12 protein-coding genes and 2 pseudogenes are annotated in these 16,513 nt (G+C 34.8%); 4 read left to right on the top strand and 10 right to left on the bottom strand.

Annotated features, from left to right (window positions below; genetic code table 11):
* Positions 1-198: 198 nt before the first annotated feature.
* The gene (locus ACFVSH_RS15775) at positions 199-1,344 is read left to right on the top strand and encodes a tyrosine-type recombinase/integrase (RefSeq protein WP_387706784.1); all 1,146 of its coding nucleotides are present in this window, start codon (positions 199-201) and stop codon (positions 1,342-1,344) included.
* Positions 1,345-1,530: 186 nt separating this feature from the next.
* On the opposite strand, the gene ACFVSH_RS15770 is transcribed toward ACFVSH_RS15775, so the two are convergent.
* The 5 genes from ACFVSH_RS15770 to ACFVSH_RS15750 form a co-directional block, all read right to left on the bottom strand.
* Positions 1,531-2,460 carry a nucleoside hydrolase gene (locus tag ACFVSH_RS15770; protein ID WP_387706782.1) on the bottom strand — a complete coding sequence of 310 codons (930 nt, stop codon included), beginning with the start codon at positions 2,458-2,460 and terminating at the stop codon, positions 1,531-1,533.
* Positions 2,461-2,486: 26 nt separating this feature from the next.
* Entirely contained in the window at positions 2,487-3,668 is a 1,182-nt protein-coding gene (locus tag ACFVSH_RS15765) for a NupC/NupG family nucleoside CNT transporter (protein ID WP_387706780.1), read from the bottom strand.
* Positions 3,669-3,796: 128 nt separating this feature from the next.
* Positions 3,797-4,726, bottom strand: coding sequence for a pseudouridine-5'-phosphate glycosidase (locus ACFVSH_RS15760; RefSeq protein WP_387706778.1), 930 nt, complete (start codon positions 4,724-4,726; stop codon positions 3,797-3,799).
* Complete coding sequence (locus ACFVSH_RS15755) at positions 4,727-5,833, bottom strand: carbohydrate kinase (RefSeq protein WP_387706776.1); 1,107 nt, start codon at positions 5,831-5,833, stop codon at positions 4,727-4,729.
* Between the two features lie 153 nt (positions 5,834-5,986).
* On the bottom strand, positions 5,987-6,895 hold the full coding sequence (locus ACFVSH_RS15750; protein WP_387706786.1) for an EamA family transporter: 909 nt from the start codon (positions 6,893-6,895) through the stop codon (positions 5,987-5,989).
* A gap of 422 nt (positions 6,896-7,317) precedes the next feature.
* On the opposite strand from ACFVSH_RS15750, the gene ACFVSH_RS15745 reads away from it, so the two are divergent.
* Positions 7,318-8,409 (top strand): carbohydrate kinase, encoded by a 1,092-nt coding sequence (locus tag ACFVSH_RS15745; RefSeq protein WP_387706774.1) that lies wholly within the window; start codon positions 7,318-7,320, stop codon positions 8,407-8,409.
* Between the two features lie 845 nt (positions 8,410-9,254).
* Here the strand turns inward: ACFVSH_RS15745 and ACFVSH_RS15740 are convergent.
* The 5 genes and pseudogenes from ACFVSH_RS15740 to ACFVSH_RS15720 all read right to left on the bottom strand — a co-directional run.
* A pseudogene (locus tag ACFVSH_RS15740) lies at positions 9,255-9,836 on the bottom strand (IS4 family transposase); the annotation flags it as partial.
* A 240-nt stretch (positions 9,837-10,076) separates the two neighbouring features.
* Positions 10,077-12,500 carry a penicillin acylase family protein gene (locus ACFVSH_RS15735; RefSeq protein ID WP_387706772.1) on the bottom strand — a complete coding sequence of 808 codons (2,424 nt, stop codon included), beginning with the start codon at positions 12,498-12,500 and terminating at the stop codon, positions 10,077-10,079.
* A 1,064-nt stretch (positions 12,501-13,564) separates the two neighbouring features.
* Positions 13,565-13,726 (bottom strand): hypothetical protein, encoded by a 162-nt coding sequence (locus tag ACFVSH_RS15730; RefSeq protein ID WP_252270616.1) that lies wholly within the window; start codon positions 13,724-13,726, stop codon positions 13,565-13,567.
* A gap of 212 nt (positions 13,727-13,938) precedes the next feature.
* Positions 13,939-14,061: a hypothetical protein gene (locus ACFVSH_RS15725; protein ID WP_387706770.1), complete on the bottom strand. Its 123-nt coding sequence runs from the start codon at positions 14,059-14,061 to the stop codon at positions 13,939-13,941.
* A 15-nt stretch (positions 14,062-14,076) separates the two neighbouring features.
* Positions 14,077-14,379 (bottom strand): hypothetical protein, encoded by a 303-nt coding sequence (locus tag ACFVSH_RS15720; RefSeq protein ID WP_387706768.1) that lies wholly within the window; start codon positions 14,377-14,379, stop codon positions 14,077-14,079.
* A 202-nt stretch (positions 14,380-14,581) separates the two neighbouring features.
* On the opposite strand from ACFVSH_RS15720, the gene ACFVSH_RS15715 reads away from it, so the two are divergent.
* Complete coding sequence (locus ACFVSH_RS15715; RefSeq protein ID WP_387706766.1) at positions 14,582-14,764, top strand: YolD-like family protein; 183 nt, start codon at positions 14,582-14,584, stop codon at positions 14,762-14,764.
* Between the two features lie 1,447 nt (positions 14,765-16,211).
* A pseudogene (locus ACFVSH_RS15710) lies at positions 16,212-16,513 on the top strand (hypothetical protein); the annotation flags it as partial.

Below are 16,513 nucleotides of genomic sequence, written 5' to 3'. Positions count from 1 at the left end.
GTAATATTATTATAATTTAAGAATCTATTTAATCTCTAATTCAGCCTAACCTAAATAAATGGAGGATTTATTTAGGTCTTCCTTAATTATTAAACTTTTAGAGTTTGTTATAATGTAAGTAGTATTTATTAAAAGGGTTGTACTACATATATACGTTATCTTTTTAATAGTTGAAATATAAAAGTGAGGGATACAGGTATGCATGAACTGATAGAAAAAACGAGAGGGCTTCAGAGTAGTGCATGGAAAAAAAGTCTTTCAGACATTTCGATTCACACAATACAAGAACGATTAGATACAGCAGAAAAAGATGGGCAAGATCCTTTTTCAGATTTTAATGATGCAGACATGCTACAGTGGTTTCTACATCGGCGAGAACATTTAAACCAGCAACACGAAAAATCTGCTCGAACCGTTCAAGCCTATGAGCGAGAACTCATCCAATTTATCGAACAACTGCTTACTTATTCAATGGAAATCAATGTAGACTTGGAAAAAGTTGTAGAGGGTTCCCTCTTTAAATCGCTATCTACCCGACACATTCGAAGGTATCAGGAATGGTTATCAGAAAAAAGCCCTTATGTCTTAACAAAAGGAGCGTATTCCGTTGCCACCTTATCCAGAAAGACAACCATCATTAAAACCTTTTTGAAATTCCTTTTCGAATCAGGCTATATCAAGGAGCCCATTCATGAAGGTTTCTTTAAGGTCAATATCCGAAAAGATGATCGGCCGAACCGTGATTTGGGACCGAAGGAAGTCATTCAGCTACTTGATTACTTCAGGGAAGTCCACCACCCCATCGTTTTTTCGATCATTCATATCCTGACGATGACAGGCATGCGTAATGAAGAGTTTACACAACTCCGAGTCAAGGATCTTCAATACGATTCCATTACCAGCACGTATTTTTTAGAGGTACTAGGGAAAGGAAATAAAAGAAGGCAAATCCCACTGAAAGAAAAAGGAATGAATAGCATTCGCATGTTCCGTTCAGCGAGAGGAATCGACGATATAGATGCAGCAGAAGGAGAAGACCCGCTCTTTACGACCAATACCGGCCGTGCCTACTCTCCCTCATATTTGTCTCAATACATCACAAAAGCCATTAAGGAGAGTGAATTGCCTTTTTTGAAGTTTCGTTCTTCTTCCATTGGTCCTCATACTTTCAGGCATGCCTTTGCCATCATTTCTCATTTAAATGGAGTGGATGTCTATCAGATTATGAAGAGTCTGGGCCATGAACAATTATCCACAACAGAAATTTATTTGGAGAAGGTATTTGAAAAAGAACGTCATGCGATTCATTTGTGGAAATCAGATGTGTTTGGAGAGTATATATAATAGAAGAAACTCGTCATATCCAGAGGAATTTTTGCTGAATCTTATTGGCGAGGGATTTTTTCAACTTCAACTCAAATCTACAAAAATAAAGAATCATAATTACAAAAGGCCGCCAAGGTTGGGGGCCTTTTGGTGATTCCATAGCTTTGGTTCAAAACGAATTTAAATAAAGTTACCTTGTTTGAGCTAGTATTTTTTAAGTGCTTCAATCATTAGGTCCCAAAACCCTTCTACATCAAGTTCTAATCCAAACTTAGCATTAACTTTTCTACCAGTAACCCCATGTAGATCGATTAACGTTGTTCCTGTGGTAAACTCCCCTTTAGTTTCCACTGTAATATTAACATCTTTCATCTCAAACAATTCTGGTGCAATGCAATATGCGACAGTTAATGCATCATGGACCGGTGCACCATCAAAATCGAACATCTCTTTGTAGGTCGATGCAAAAAACACTAATAATTCACCAACTACCTTAGCAACATTGTTATCAATTTTGTTCACTTGATCGATAACTTCTTGTGTTGCTAAGGCTTGGTGTGTTATATCTAGTCCCATCACTGCTATTGGAATACCACTATCAAATACTTTTTTTGCAGCTTCTGGATCAGCCCAAATATTAAATTCAGCAGTTGGGGTCCAATTACCAAATGTTCCTCCACCCATTAGAATTATCTCTTCAATATGATCCTTAATTTCTGGTGCTTTCGATAAAGCTATCGCAATATTTGTTAGTGGTCCAGTTGGAAGAATTGTTACAGGCTCAATGGACTCTTTTATCAGTCTTAAAATTGTATCCGCTCCATGCTCCTCACTCCAGCTACGAGATGGATCGGGCAATTCTGGGCCATCCAAACCTGAATCACCATGGATACCAGGTGCAGTTTCACGTAATCTAATCAGTGGCTCGCTTGCCCCTTTTGAAACAACAACATCCGTTAATGAAACCAACTCACAAATTTTTAATGCATTCTTAGTTGTTTTTTCAATTTCTGCATTCCCGGATACTGTCGTAATCCCTAAAATCTCCAATTCAGGTTGTGCAGCAGCTAAAATAATTGCAATTGCGTCATCGTGTCCTGGATCACAATCCATAATTATTTTTCTTTTATTCATCATATTTCACCCCAATTTATAAAAATTCACATTACAATACCCATAATTGTCGCTGAAATTACAGATGCTAATGTTGCACCTAGCAATAATTTCAATGAAAATTTTGCGACATAGCTCCCTTGTTTTTCACTAATTGATTTGATGGAACCTGAAACAATACCCACTGTTCCAAAATTTGCAAAACTAACTAAATACACTGAAACAATAGCAATTGTTTTATCGGAAAGTTGGTTTGAAATTTCACCAAAGCTCAACATTGCAACAAATTCATTCGTAACTAGTTTTGTCGCCATAATTCCACCTGCTTGTACAGCTTCAGCCCAAGGAACCCCTATTAAAAAAGCGATTGGTGCAAAAATATAGCCAATAACTGTTTGGAAAGAAATATGAAATACACCTAGAAAAATCACATTAATCAATTCCATTAAGGAAATAAACCCTAATAGCATTGCAGCAACAATAATAACAATTTTAAATCCATCCATTACACTTTCTCCAACCATTTGGAAGAAAGGAACTCTTTCATTTTCTTCAACTTGAATTAGATCCTCATTATCGTCTAAATCATATGGGTTAATAATATTAGCAACTATTAGTGCACTGAAAATATTCAATACAACAGCAGTTACAACATATTTTGGCTCTAACATGGTCATATACGCCCCAACCATCGCCATACTTACTGCACTCATAGCCGATGTACAAATTGTGTAAAGTCTTTTTGGAGATAAGAGTGGTATTTGCTTGATAATGGTTAAGAACACTTCTGGTTGTCCAAGCGCAGCTGTAGATACGGCAAAATAGCTTTCTAGTTTTCCCATTCCTGTTACTTTACTTAATACCAAACCGATATATTTGATAACGAATGGTAATACCTTTATATAATTAAGTATTCCTATTAAAACTGACATGAAAACCAGAGGTAATAATGCCACAAAGAAAAACGTTATTGCACCTTCGTTCACCATTCCACCGAATACAAATTGAATGCCTGAATCAGCAATCGCCATTAATTTTTCAAAAAACACTCCTACTTTGGTAATCCCAATTAGACCTATACTAGTATTCATCATGAAGTAGACTAATATGATTTGCACAGCTATCATAATCAGAATACGTTTATATTGTATTTGTTTTCTATTATTACTTACTAAAAAAGCAACTACAAAAACAAATAAAATTCCTGTTATTAAGAAGATAAAATTCATATTCAGGCTCTCCTTCTAAAATGGAAACGGTTACATATCCTTAAAAAAATACTTCTATAAAGTCTAGTTGTTAACTATATTCTAAGACAAATAACTTTATAGAAGTTGAGTTTATGCTAATTCCGAACTCAATTTAGTATTAATTTGGTTTTGTTATTGAAACTAACCGCTATTTCGGCTCCTACTTTAGCATTATGTTTTACTAATTCTATATTGGCATCAAGGCTTTTACCATTGGTTAATTCTTTGATTTTCCCGAGCAAGAATGGCGTACTATCCTTACCAATAATATGGTTTTCTTCTGCTTGTTTAATTGCTTGATCAATTATTCCATTGATATAATCTTCTTCCATAGCAAATCTTTCAGGAATCGGATTAGCGATAACTGCTCCACCATTAAGATTTAATTCCCATTTCGTCTTCAAGGTTTCAGCAATTTCATCGATGGATTCAGTAGAGAAGTTTAATTGATATTCACTATTTCTTGTGTAGAATGCTGGTAGACACTCCGTTTCATATCCAATTACAGGCACACCTTTAGTTTCAAGGTATTCTAGTGTAAGAGATAAATCTAGGATTGATTTAGCACCTGCACAAATTACAGCTACATTAGTTTGAGCTAATTCTTCAAGGTCAGCTGAGATATCCATGGTAGTTTCTGCTCCTTTATGAACACCGCCAATACCACCTGTTACAAAGATTTTGATGTCTGCTAACTCGGCGCAGATCATCGTTGTAGCAACAGTTGTTGCTCCTAGTTGCTTTGTAGCGATAATTTGAGCTAAATCACGTCTTGATACCTTAGCAACATCAGAACTTTTACCGAATAATTCTAATTCATCATTTGTTAAACCAATTTTAATTTTTCCATCAATGATAGCAATTGTTGCTGGAACAGCACCGTTATCACGAACAATTTGTTCAACTTCACGTGCCATTTTTACGTTTTGAGGATATGGCATTCCATGAGAAATAATAGTAGATTCTAATGCAACGATTGGTTTTCCTACCTCTTTTGCTTGTTGTACCTCTGCAGATAATTCAATATAATTTTTCATTTAAATTGCCTCCATATCTAACATTAGTTGTTTTTTAGATAATTCTTGTCTAACTGTATACTTCGACATAATTGTTTTATGAGAATTGACTAAGCCAGCCCTTATTATGTAATCAATCTCCTTTTTTTGTAGCCAGGAATAAATAACCCCTGAACAAAATGAATCTCCAGCACCTGTAACATCAACAACCATAGGTGTTTCTATTGCAGGAAAATAATGCATCTCACCATTTTCACTACCTGTCATTACACCTTTTGATCCATTCGTTACAATCACATTTTTGACTCCTAAACTTAACCACTCTTTAACTGAATTTCCCCAATCCTCTTCATCATTGATTTTAATATCCATAAAAGTTTCGGTTTCATCTTTGTTTACAATCAGCCAAGTCACTGCATTCAATGTTTTAGGAAGTCTATTCATTTTTGGAGATGAAACAGGAATAATGACTAATGGAATATTATGTTTAGATGTGAAAAAACAAAGAAAATCAATTGTTTCACTTGGACAATTTAAATCCACTACGATACATTTGGCTCTTCTAAGAATATTACTGTTTTTAATCAACAATTCAGGAGTAATATTATCAAAAACGTCCATGTCTGCTAACGCAATTGATAAATCCCCGTTCATATCTAAAACTGCTGTATATGACCCTGTGTTCAAATTTTCATTTTGAGTGACATGCTCTAAATTCATAAAAGGTGAGGATAGATCATAAATCTCTTTCCATTCCGAATCGTGGCCACTTGCTGAAATTAATGTAACATCCTCACCTAATCTACCTAAATTTTCAGCAATATTCCTTGCTACTCCTCCAACCGATCTAGAAGATTTTACTGGATTAGATGTTTCATTAGTGATTTTATATTTTGTATAAAATTTCTTATCTACGTTAGCACCACCAATGCAAACAATAGGTGCAATTTCATTTAAAACATAAGCCTTACCAAAGACATACTCTTTTTTGATTAGTCCAGAAATAATATTTGCAATAGACGACTTTGAAATACCGACAATTTCCGATAATTCCTGTTGAGAAATAAATGGATTTTCTCGAATCATATTTAAAATTAACTCTTCTTTTTCATTCATAACATTAGCCATTTTCACACCCCACTTCCAAAACAATTGTTTATTTGATAAACATACGTTTAGTATACGCTTACATTTTTAATTGTCAATTATTTTTTAAATAATAAATTAATTAAACATGACAGCTTGTTGTCGTGTTTTGTATTTCAAATAAATGAATACAATTTATTTTGTGCCTAATGTTGTACCGTTCTTTTTAATTAAAAATATATTTCTGTTAAGGATTGTTGGCAGGCTCATCCCGAGAATAATAGTTACAATACCTACTATTTGTAGTGAAGTAACATTTTCACTTAACAATATGACTGAAACCATTACCGCGATTGGCAATTCTATAGCACCCAATATTGATGACATACTCAATCCAACTTTAGGAACGGCAATAGTGAATAAGAAAACTGGAATAACCATCCCAAATAACCCCAATGTCAAACCATAAATCCAAAGACCTTCGCTAAACAGCGTTCCATTCCAAATAACCTCTGGAGACTGAAAAACAACTGACATCATGAAAGCAAAGAATGAAACCAATACTAATCGATTAGAGGTATTCATATTTGTAGTTGCCCTGCCATTAACAAATAAAAATAGGGAATAACAAAAAGCAGCTGCCAAACCCCATAACCACCCTTGAAAATGTATTTGAGATAAATCAACATCAATCAAACCCGCTGCTGGTATGGTCCCTGCAACCAATATAATTAAAGAGATCAATTCTATTCGACTAGGAAATTCGCGTTTTGTAATACAAGAGATCAACGTGCCTATCCATGTAAATTGAAACAATAGTACAACAGCCAAAGACGCAGGTAAATAGTTCAATGAAAGACCATAAAAAATATTTGTTAATCCTGTAAAAACTCCAGCAAGGATAAGAATTTTAACTCCATTAAAGCTTAATTTTGTTCTGTTTGTAAGAAAGAAAATACAGATGGCGATACAAAAACCGAAAAAAAATTGACTTGTAACTGCTTCAGAGACCGAAAAACCGCTGCGCATTGCTAGTTTTATTATGGTAGAAACTATACCATAGCTACTAGCCGCTATAACTATCAACAAGGGGTACAGATACATCTTCAACATTCTACTTCCTCCTAGAGTTCGTTGTATTATGACTATGATTTTTGAAAAACCTACAAAAATCATAATCTTCAATATAAATCAAAGATAGACATTTTTACAATCAATTTTTAGGTTGATCAATCATTTGTCTGAAATATTTAGATAGCGTATAATTTATTTGTCGATAGAAATGAGAATACTAAAAAGTAAGCAAATTGGTGGAGCAAAAGAATGATTTTATGGTTTCATCCTATTATTTAACTTGTTTAATAACGACTATTTGGTAAAATAGACAATTTCGTCATAATAAATAGCCGAAATTCCGGCGATCATTTGTACTCAAACAAAAGGTAAACTTCTAATGATTACTCTATTTACAATTAAAATAAAACATTCGTTTGCATGACTAAACTATTGTTAGTGAGGATACTTCCATGGATAAAGAGAAACAAATTTTAGATTACATAAAAATAAATCCTTTCATTTCACAGCAAGAATTATCAAGTAAAGTTGGTATATCACGACCTACTGTTGCCAATTATATTGCTAATCTGACGAGACGCGGTGAAATAAAAGGACGCGCCTATATTCTCAAAGAAGAATCATCGGTCGTCTGCATTGGTGGAGCAAACACAGACCGGAAAGCCCGATCAAATCAGGAGGTACGTTTATATTCATCCAATCCAGTAAAAATTACTGAAGCTTGTGGCGGTATTGCACGCAATTTTGCTGAAAATTTAAGTCGACTCGGCTGTAACACTTCACTTATGACCTGTGTAGGAGACGACAAAGAAGGTAACTGGATACTGAATGAAACGAAAAGCCAAGGAGTTGATGTTAGTCAAGTATGGATGTTACCAACAGAACGTACAGGCACTTTTACCACCTTGATAGATATTAATGGTGAAAGTATTGTCTCCATGGCTGATATGAAAATATACGAAAAAATAACAACCTCTATGTTTGAGGAAAGATGGTCTTATATTGTTTCCTCACAAGCTGTTTTTTTGGATACGAATATTCCTAAGGAAAGTCTCAGTTATTTAATTAAGCGCTGCAGAGATGAAAACATTCCCCTTTACATTGACCCTGTATCTACAGCCAAAGCCCGTAAGCTTCCCTTTCATCTTGACGGTGTAGAACTGCTAATGCCTAACCGAGAAGAAGCAGAGATACTTGCAGAAATAAAAATCGATTCAATTAAGGATTGTCAATTAGCCTGTGAAAAAATTACACAGCGTGGCGTTCGAAAAGTTATTATCAAACTAGGTGAACAAGGAGTATATTATTACTCTACTGAGGAATCTGGCCACTTGCCTCCTTTCAAAACTGATGTTGTTGAGGTCACAGGTGTTGGTGAAGCATTTGCTTCATGTGTAATCTATGGTATCCTGAACGAAGAATCTTTAATGAGTGCTTGCCAATTGGGGCTTGCCGGTGCCGCCCTTACCATTCAAACTGAAGAATCTATATCCACATTTTTGAAACCTGAAAAAATTCATGAATTAGTAAAGCTTTTTTCATGAAGAAATATCTACATTTCGTTACTAAAAATCGAAGAGCATCTGCCTTTCTTAAGCAGATGCTCTTTTTAGACGAGTTTCTTCCATCAGTTTAATGACATTACACCAGAATACCGTCTACCCAATGGATAGACGTTTTTTTGGTGTAAATAACGAATAACGGAATGCGTTAAACCAAGTATACGCATGACACTACGAATTTTTTCTTCACCCCATCCCCCCTTTTTGTTGATAACACAGATTAGTTAGAGCAAGTAATATTAGATTTGTTAAATCACCTTAAGTAAGGAACCCTTCTCATGACATAAAGGTATTTTTCTCTTTTTGGAGGCTGTTTATTTAAAAATTGAAAAGTAAAGGAATTTATCTACTATTTGACCAAGCATATTTTTTCTTGTATCATCGTCTTTTATGGAACACAGCAGAATAGTAAATACTCAACTGTTTCCTCACCCTACCGTAGCATAGGAAATAGGAAGTCACTCTACCTATATATTCCTCTAAAAACACCCGGCAGACTAGTCCACCAAATTGGATAAATCATAGTCATGAAAACTGCTTTAATAAATACACTTGATGACATAAAATTTGAACATTCGATTGGATGTGTTTGAAATTTTTAGTTGTTTGGAGGTTAGTTACAGGTCACGCTAATATTCCTCAAGGGCATCAATGTTTGATATTCACAAAAATGTTGGGATTGTTCTTGAAATTGATAAAGAACTCATATCATTGAAGATGTTGAAGTCACTTTCATTATAAGGAGTTCTTTATTGGATTCCTTTAAAAAATTAATGATAGGGTATGATTTATCTCAAGGTGTTAATCCATTAATTGAAGCAATTCGTCAAATCGCCTTTGTCTACAGTTTCAAGGCAGATTGTACCGTATGTTTTATCATTATTTTTTCCTGGTCCTAACTGTACGTTTAAAAATTGGCCACTTAATAAATCGTATTCCAATTGGATTTTCACCCCTGCAGTATTACTACTCCCTCCAGAGCCTTGATAATTTTTGGCGAAGGAATCAGGTAGCTGAAATACAGTCGCGTCTAAAATCCGAATACGTTCGAAAGCAGAAATCCTGTGTGAAGAAAGCGAATGATTTAAACAGAGATTTTGTGTTAGGAGTGAAGTAAAGACTTCTCGGAGGAATGCCACAGCTGCTGGATTAAAGCGCTGATTCATCCCTTCTGGGCTTATTAGTACACCCGTGGAAGCCTCCAAACGACTACATAATTGCGTAAGTGATGGACTAGCGACTTCTTGGCTGAGCCAAACGCACAGGGCGATAAGTCCATTTGATCGATACTTACTAGATCGTTGTACAAAGCCCACCTGTTTGGCAGTTTCTTGTAGGACTATTGGGGATAGAAAACGTTGTAATTCTTTTGCAAGAAGTGTCAGTTTACTGGAGATGATAGGATTCATAAAAAAACACCATCCTTTCTCGTAAACTTCTTATGATAAGCATAGCGTTTTTTCACTTTTGAAGGTATTGTTTAAACTTAGCCTGATGGGCATGGGGTTCTACCATGGATAGCGTCAGGAAAATGCGGATTTACAACGTTAAGAAAATCTAAATATAAAAAACCTAATTTCTCGGTTATAACACAGAGAAATTAGGCTCTGGATTACTTAATAAAAGTACCTGATTGTAAAACGAAAAAGTTACTTTTTATATTTACTGAATGTTATCTCGTTAATAGTAGCAGCAGCTTTTTCTATATCTCGTTTATAGAACAAGAAATCCTTAAATTCCCAGTTTACAAATAATTCAAGTTGATTTTCGTAATGTTCACTAATAGTTCCGTCTTTTTTAATAAATCCGATTTGTCCTGGTGGTGTCACATTAAACCCTTCTGGTCCTTTAGGTGTCATTTCTATATAATGATTTTCACTACCCCTGTTCATTTCGATAATTGGAGTTGTAGAACCCATGCTATGTGGAATACCTATCAACGATTTTCCACCAAACGTCATTGTTTTAATTGGAGAACGCCATTCTTCCACTTTTGTTCCCTTTTCTTTTAGTAAATTATCGAATGCTTCATCCACACTCTCTAAAATAATTTTTTCAGGGTTTTCGTACACCCATTCAAAATTTGTTTGTTCCTCATTTAAAATCTTATAAGCAAGTGTAGCCCCATAACGATGGTCTGTGATTTCCTTTGTTAAACCATACATTTCTCCCAAAGATTCTTGAAATAGTTTATCATGAAGTATCTTCCACCATTCATCAAAGAATGTAGCGATACCCGCATCATAAAATCCATCTTTATTTGTATCTTCTTTTAAATTATTCCACAAATCTAATTGATTTCTCAAATACTGATAATTCTCGTTATCGCCTTTGTATTTATCTAATGTTTTGATTAATAATGGTTTAAAATAATGGGTGCGTAGTTGAGCAAAACTAGCTGTATAGTTGATCTCATTCAGATCTTCTAATGTCACTTTATCTCTAGTTTCCATCCCATTAATAAATTGCTGTACTCGGTTATCTTGCCCCCAATACATACTTAGTTCCCCATTTGTCCACGTACCCTCAGGTTTATTATTCCAATTGACTACATATCCGTTTTCAGGATTGATAACATGTGGGTTTTTTTGAAAAGGTAAGAATCCTTCCCATTCATATTCTCCCGTTCCTGGTGTAGGTAATCTTTGGTCTATTTCATCATTTCTGTTTGGATATTTTCCAACATGGTAATATGCAATATTGCCTTTTTTGTCAGCATAATACCAGTTTAACGACATGGTGAACTCACTAGCTGCCTTCTCAAATTCCTTTAAATTCTGTGCCCAATTAGCTTTCATGTAGGCTGCAACACTTTGGGCTTCGGTACCTCGGAATGAAAATGACTTGCTGTACGCAATATTATTTTTTTCGTCTATGCTGATGACAGGTCCATGTACAGTGCGATAAAATCTCTTGTGTACTTTTTTCTTTTCTCCGTTAGCGTCACGTACCATAAAAGTTTCTGTTCTCTTATCCATGTCCTTCCATTTACCGTTATAAAGATATTGGTAAGGGTTTTGAGGGTTTAATTTTTCCTCAAAAATATCTGTTACATTCCCATATCCGGCGGTAGCACTTAAAGCAAAAGATTTATTGGCACCAAACATGATGAATGGGTAACCAATGAAACCTGAGCCTTCCATATCAAAACTTGGAGCATGTAAACCAACTTCATATAGAAAGCCCGGGGCTACAAAGCCAACTTGGGGGCCACTGAACAATAGGGCATTACCAGTTTCGGATTTCTTGGAGCCAACAATCGCTGCATTGCTCCCAATCTTTAGCGGTAAGCCAAGTTCTTCGGATGATTCGATAAAGTTTTCTCTTTGCTTCTCAATTTCTTTTGATGCATTTACAACGCTATGCGAAATAGTTTGATAAGCGACAGAAGAACCTGAATCGTCCTCTGATTTCTCTCCACTTACGATACTTGTAGGAGCTTCTAGATCATTTTTCCACACTAAATCATCAAACATTTGCATAGCTGGTTCTTTTCCATATTTGCTTTCCAACTTAGTAAATATCTCAGCATTTTTTAATTCTTGGTGATTATCCATAAAGTAAGTCATAGAAACCATATAAACACGGATTACATCTTTTGAGGTCCATTCTCGTGGTGAAAAATTGTAGTCATGAAACTCTTTGGAAAGCTTTTCATCTGGGTCTTTAAGAGCTTCTTTTATAAACATCGTAATACCTTTAGCAAATTGATCAATCAACTCTTTTGTCTGGGAATCTAACCCTTCAATCATCTTCTGAATTTCCTTATTGCTGTAACCATCCCTTCTGCTTTGCTCATCCTTTAATAAATATTCTTCTCCAAAAATCTCTGAAACAGTTCCTTCATTTCCACTACGAAACATTTCCAACTGAAAAAGACGGTCCTTAGCCATTACGTACCCATATGCTTTATATAAATCCTTTTTATTTTTAGCATATAAATGAGGGACACCATATTGATCGCGTATTACCTTGACCTCTCCTACTTGCTCATGCTTTTGTGCATGGGCCATCTTATAAGGAAGAATCAAGGTAATTAATAAAGACAATGAGATTAATACTTTACACCACATGTACAACTTCCACCTCCATAATATAAAACGTTTACAAAGTGGATTATATGTTTTTTGTTATGCTAACTCAATATTTATTTTTTAATATTATGAATATTCGATATAAAGTCATGTGTTTTCGGGTTAAAATCCCATATAAGTTATATATTACTAGTTAGGATAGGTTTTTATTGTTATTTCCATTTCTATATTCATTTGTACGATGAACATAACAGAATATAAACGAAAATCATTATATTGTTTCATTAATGATCTCTAATCTTTCTGAAATCGGCTCTGGTGCAAAATAGATTAATAGGAATATAGAAAGCGTTGTAATTCTTGTGAGAATAGATGTAATTCTTCAGAAGGCGAGAGGTCCATGAAAAAACGCTATCCTCTTCAAGTATTTTACTGAAAGAATAACGTTTTTTCATTTTGAAGGAAATTCGTTTGTTTAGCTTGATGGGCATGTGACACTACCCCAAAATAAGTATTGACACCTTCCACCTGTATAGGCCGTTTAAATTGCATCAAACTTTATAACATCGCACAAAGGCATTTATGACAAGCAAAAAATATGTACTGATAGCTCATTATTGAGATTTTTTTAATTACTGATTGAAAAAACGTCTAAAGGAAAGTCTGAATATGTCCGATCCATGAGTCGCTTAAAGGTACCTGTGAAATAACGAACCAAAAGATTTAATTAAGAATGTAAGTTACCTCACAAGTTACACACTTCCCGTAATTCCCAAGCTTAATCTGCTATTGGTAATTTCGCCGATGGTTTTCTTTTTCTTTATTCTACCTGCTTTCAATAGAATTAGAAAAAGACAGCCGGGGATGGCTGCCTTCTCGGGTGAGGGAGGACAGTAAGGATAAGTAAAGAAATTACTCGTGTGGTTCTAAATAGGAAAGGAAAAGGATCATATAGTCCGGAGAAAAATAAAAGAAGAACTATTGAAAATTAAGTTTCTTTTTTATGTTTTTCGTATATTTATGTTATAATGTGGAATATATAAAAAAGACGAGATGCGCTAACATCTCGCCTAAGTAACCAATCCAAAGTGGGTCGGTTGCTCCTAAATTTTGCGCTTATTAGAAGGCCGCCCGTGCTTTTTGGACAGAGAACGGGTGGTTTTCTTTTGGACTTTTTTAGCAGGAAGCAAGCTAAATAGATAAACAACTGTCGAATTGGCAACTGTTTTAGCTACTTCCACTAGTACGTCTTTTAGAAGATCCATTGCGGTCACCTCCCTTCACTCTTAGATATAAGAGATAGGGATAGGGCAACCTCCCACCCGGCCGGTTACATGCGGTAATTATACCATATTTATGTAGAAACGAGGCGGATATTTGCTAAGACTTACATAATAATGGTTCAATACACTCACATACTAATTCAATTACCCAGTCTCTAATAATCTGAATTGTAGGTATAAATGTAATAGGAAAACTAAATGAAGATTTTTAAATGTTCAGTTAATCCACCAGTGAAATCGACATCATCAACCTTACAGCCTGGCTCTTTCTCAGAAACGAGCGAAGTTTTAACGATAACCGTGTTGGTTGCAGCCACTTTATTAAATTCCGTCTACTTGACCGATTCCTCCGAGTGCGGAAGTTCAGTTCCGGAAGGATGGGGCGCCTTGTATCCCTGGTCGGTCATGGACTTTTCAATCTTATTGTATCGTTCTGCAGTGGTTTGATAGGTGAAAAAACTTTCAAGAAACTCGCGATTCACCATTAAAGCATCCGTGTTTTGGATGGATGATAGGGATTGAATCTGTTCTACATAGTTGCTTTGATTTGTCCCGACTTCATTCAGCTGTGACCGCAGAGTGAAAATATACATGATGACCAAACCAGCCGTGACAAATACTATCATTAAAATCAAGAAATTTTCCTTTTAGCTTAAGACCATTATGAGAGTTTAAAATATTGATTCTTTCACACAACGTTCAAATATTACTGAAAACGCTTTCAATTTTTGGTGTATAATAAATGTTATACTCCCTATTGTTGCATCTTTCATCATAAATAAATGATTTCTTGCATAAAGTAACTTTAATAAAGCCTGACAGGAAGGAGATGATCAGATGATATTAAAATCATTAAAAAAAAATGGGATAATGACAATCACTTATTTTAAAGATGGGTTTTTAGAAACGTGTAAAGGCAAAATGTATAAACTTAACCTTAATGAACAAACCCTGTTCATAAAGGATAATAATCAAAAGATCTTCTCCATTCGTTTATCTCATATCAAGGAAATACATTAACTTAGCTGGAAACGGCCTTAGAGGAAAATCGAGGCTTTCAAGAAAATCCATCTTTATATTGATGCTTACAGAGCTAGATAAGTGTCAATCTCCTCCGATATGGACTTCCCCATCAGACCAGATGGGGAAACATCTATCCTTACTAATTCTTCCATATGTTAATCTAACCCACAAACTCACTGAGGCAGGAATCTATTTTTTCGATTTAACTTCATCTCTTCCCCTATTTAAGCGAATTCCATTTGCTGAAGCGAAGTTTTTAATTCCATCTTTATAAACCAATCCTACCGTACATAAAAAGAACGATAGGATACATAACCGCCCTTCACTTTCCCGAATTGGTTTCCAGCATTTTTCATATAAGCTTCCGTTCGGGTGCAAATATGACTTGTTAAAAACATAGAAACTCAATTTACATTTCATCTATGAACTATTGTTACTCCAAATAATTCAATCTTACTTTTAACAGACTTCTTATAATGTGTATTGTTTAAACTCCAATTTTCACTTCATCAATATAGACTCTCCTGACAAAAATAAGATACTTATAGTGCCCGGTGCAATTATGATTGAAGCATAACGTATGCTACGTGAGAGGGTAGTTTAGCTAAGTCTACAATAAGATTAATCGAAATTGCATAGAACTTCGCGAAAAATGACTAGAATTTGTCAGTATCCAAGAGTATAACTCTAGTGAATGATGACAGTTAAGGAATTTGAAGAAGCCACTAGAGTTTCATCTGATACTAGATATCGAGAATTCAAGAAAGAGCCAACCTAGTAAAGATCAGCTCTTGATGTTTTGTTAACCTTTCACATCCGTTCAATGAGGATTAGGTATCAACATGATTATCAGCTTAAGCAGAAGATGTAGGTGGCTTAATGTCTCTTCTGGCATCAATAAGTATAATGTTATCGGCTTCCTTTAATCAGCTCACGTAATATTTACCTTTAGTCAGTTACTACTCAGAGAAGAAAAGGATCACTTTTATCGATTTTTTCGTTTCATTCGCTTTTTCATAGATGCCGAACTAGTTATCCGGTAGCTTATATTAATCAAACGATTGATTAATATATAGAAGATACTCGTCAAATTAGGTCTAGGTTAAATGGAATTCAAGAAGCTGCTGGTCTTCTGCTGCACACTATATTGACATTTAAAAAGAGCAAACTTATTAAGAGTCTGCTCTTTTAATAGTATGAAAATGTCTCCGTACTCACGAGGTTTTTTTCTTTTGGAAATTTGAAAGCTTACCGATAAAACACCTCTTTTTCACTCCGTCTAAAAATAAGATAGAAATTTACTGTTAATAATCATATTATGTTAAATAAAGAGTGTTCATTTCTATCTATTAGCCTAATGATATAAATCGTAGTACAGTAGTACAATCATTTTTGATCTACTCACACATAATAATAGAAATAATAAGTGAGTAGGTGAACAATAATGTCAGAACAAAACTGGGAAAAATCCTCACCTGCCTATGCCTACGTTACACTCATAGGTTCCAAACCCATCATGGTCAAATCAGGCGAAAGTATAAAATTTAATCAAAACGGTCCATTAAATAATATAAAGTTTACCCCTCCTAGTGACACCTTAATAATTCGTAAATCAGGTGACTATAAGATTGAATATATATTATTAATCGATGGTCCTGCTTCTTCTTCAGCATATGCTTTGATTTTAAATGATTCTGTAGTAAAGGGGCAGCTTACTAACTATGGCATACAAAGACAAGTGGATGG

It is taken from the genome of Peribacillus sp. NPDC058002 (genome assembly GCF_042886655.1).
In the GTDB taxonomy this organism is placed as follows: Bacteria; Bacillota; Bacilli; order Bacillales; family DSM-1321; genus Peribacillus; species Peribacillus aracenensis.
This window is presented reverse-complemented; position numbering and strand designations above follow the sequence as displayed.

Excerpts from the sequence above, each read along its gene's own strand:
- ACFVSH_RS15775 (WP_387706784.1), top strand. The coding sequence starts at position 199 with ATGCATGAACTGATAGAAAAAACGAGAGGGCTTCAGAGTAGTGCATGG.
- ACFVSH_RS15770 (WP_387706782.1), bottom strand. The coding sequence starts at position 2,460 with ATGAATAAAAGAAAAATAATTATGGATTGTGATCCAGGACACGATGAC.
- ACFVSH_RS15765 (WP_387706780.1), bottom strand. The coding sequence starts at position 3,668 with ATGAATTTTATCTTCTTAATAACAGGAATTTTATTTGTTTTTGTAGTT.
- ACFVSH_RS15760 (WP_387706778.1), bottom strand. The coding sequence starts at position 4,726 with ATGAAAAATTATATTGAATTATCTGCAGAGGTACAACAAGCAAAAGAG.
- ACFVSH_RS15755 (WP_387706776.1), bottom strand. The coding sequence starts at position 5,833 with ATGGCTAATGTTATGAATGAAAAAGAAGAGTTAATTTTAAATATGATT.
- ACFVSH_RS15750 (WP_387706786.1), bottom strand. The coding sequence starts at position 6,895 with ATGTATCTGTACCCCTTGTTGATAGTTATAGCGGCTAGTAGCTATGGT.
- ACFVSH_RS15745 (WP_387706774.1), top strand. The coding sequence starts at position 7,318 with ATGGATAAAGAGAAACAAATTTTAGATTACATAAAAATAAATCCTTTC.
- ACFVSH_RS15735 (WP_387706772.1), bottom strand. The coding sequence starts at position 12,500 with ATGTGGTGTAAAGTATTAATCTCATTGTCTTTATTAATTACCTTGATT.
- ACFVSH_RS15730 (WP_252270616.1), bottom strand. The coding sequence starts at position 13,726 with ATGGATCTTCTAAAAGACGTACTAGTGGAAGTAGCTAAAACAGTTGCC.
- ACFVSH_RS15715 (WP_387706766.1), top strand. The coding sequence starts at position 14,582 with ATGATATTAAAATCATTAAAAAAAAATGGGATAATGACAATCACTTAT.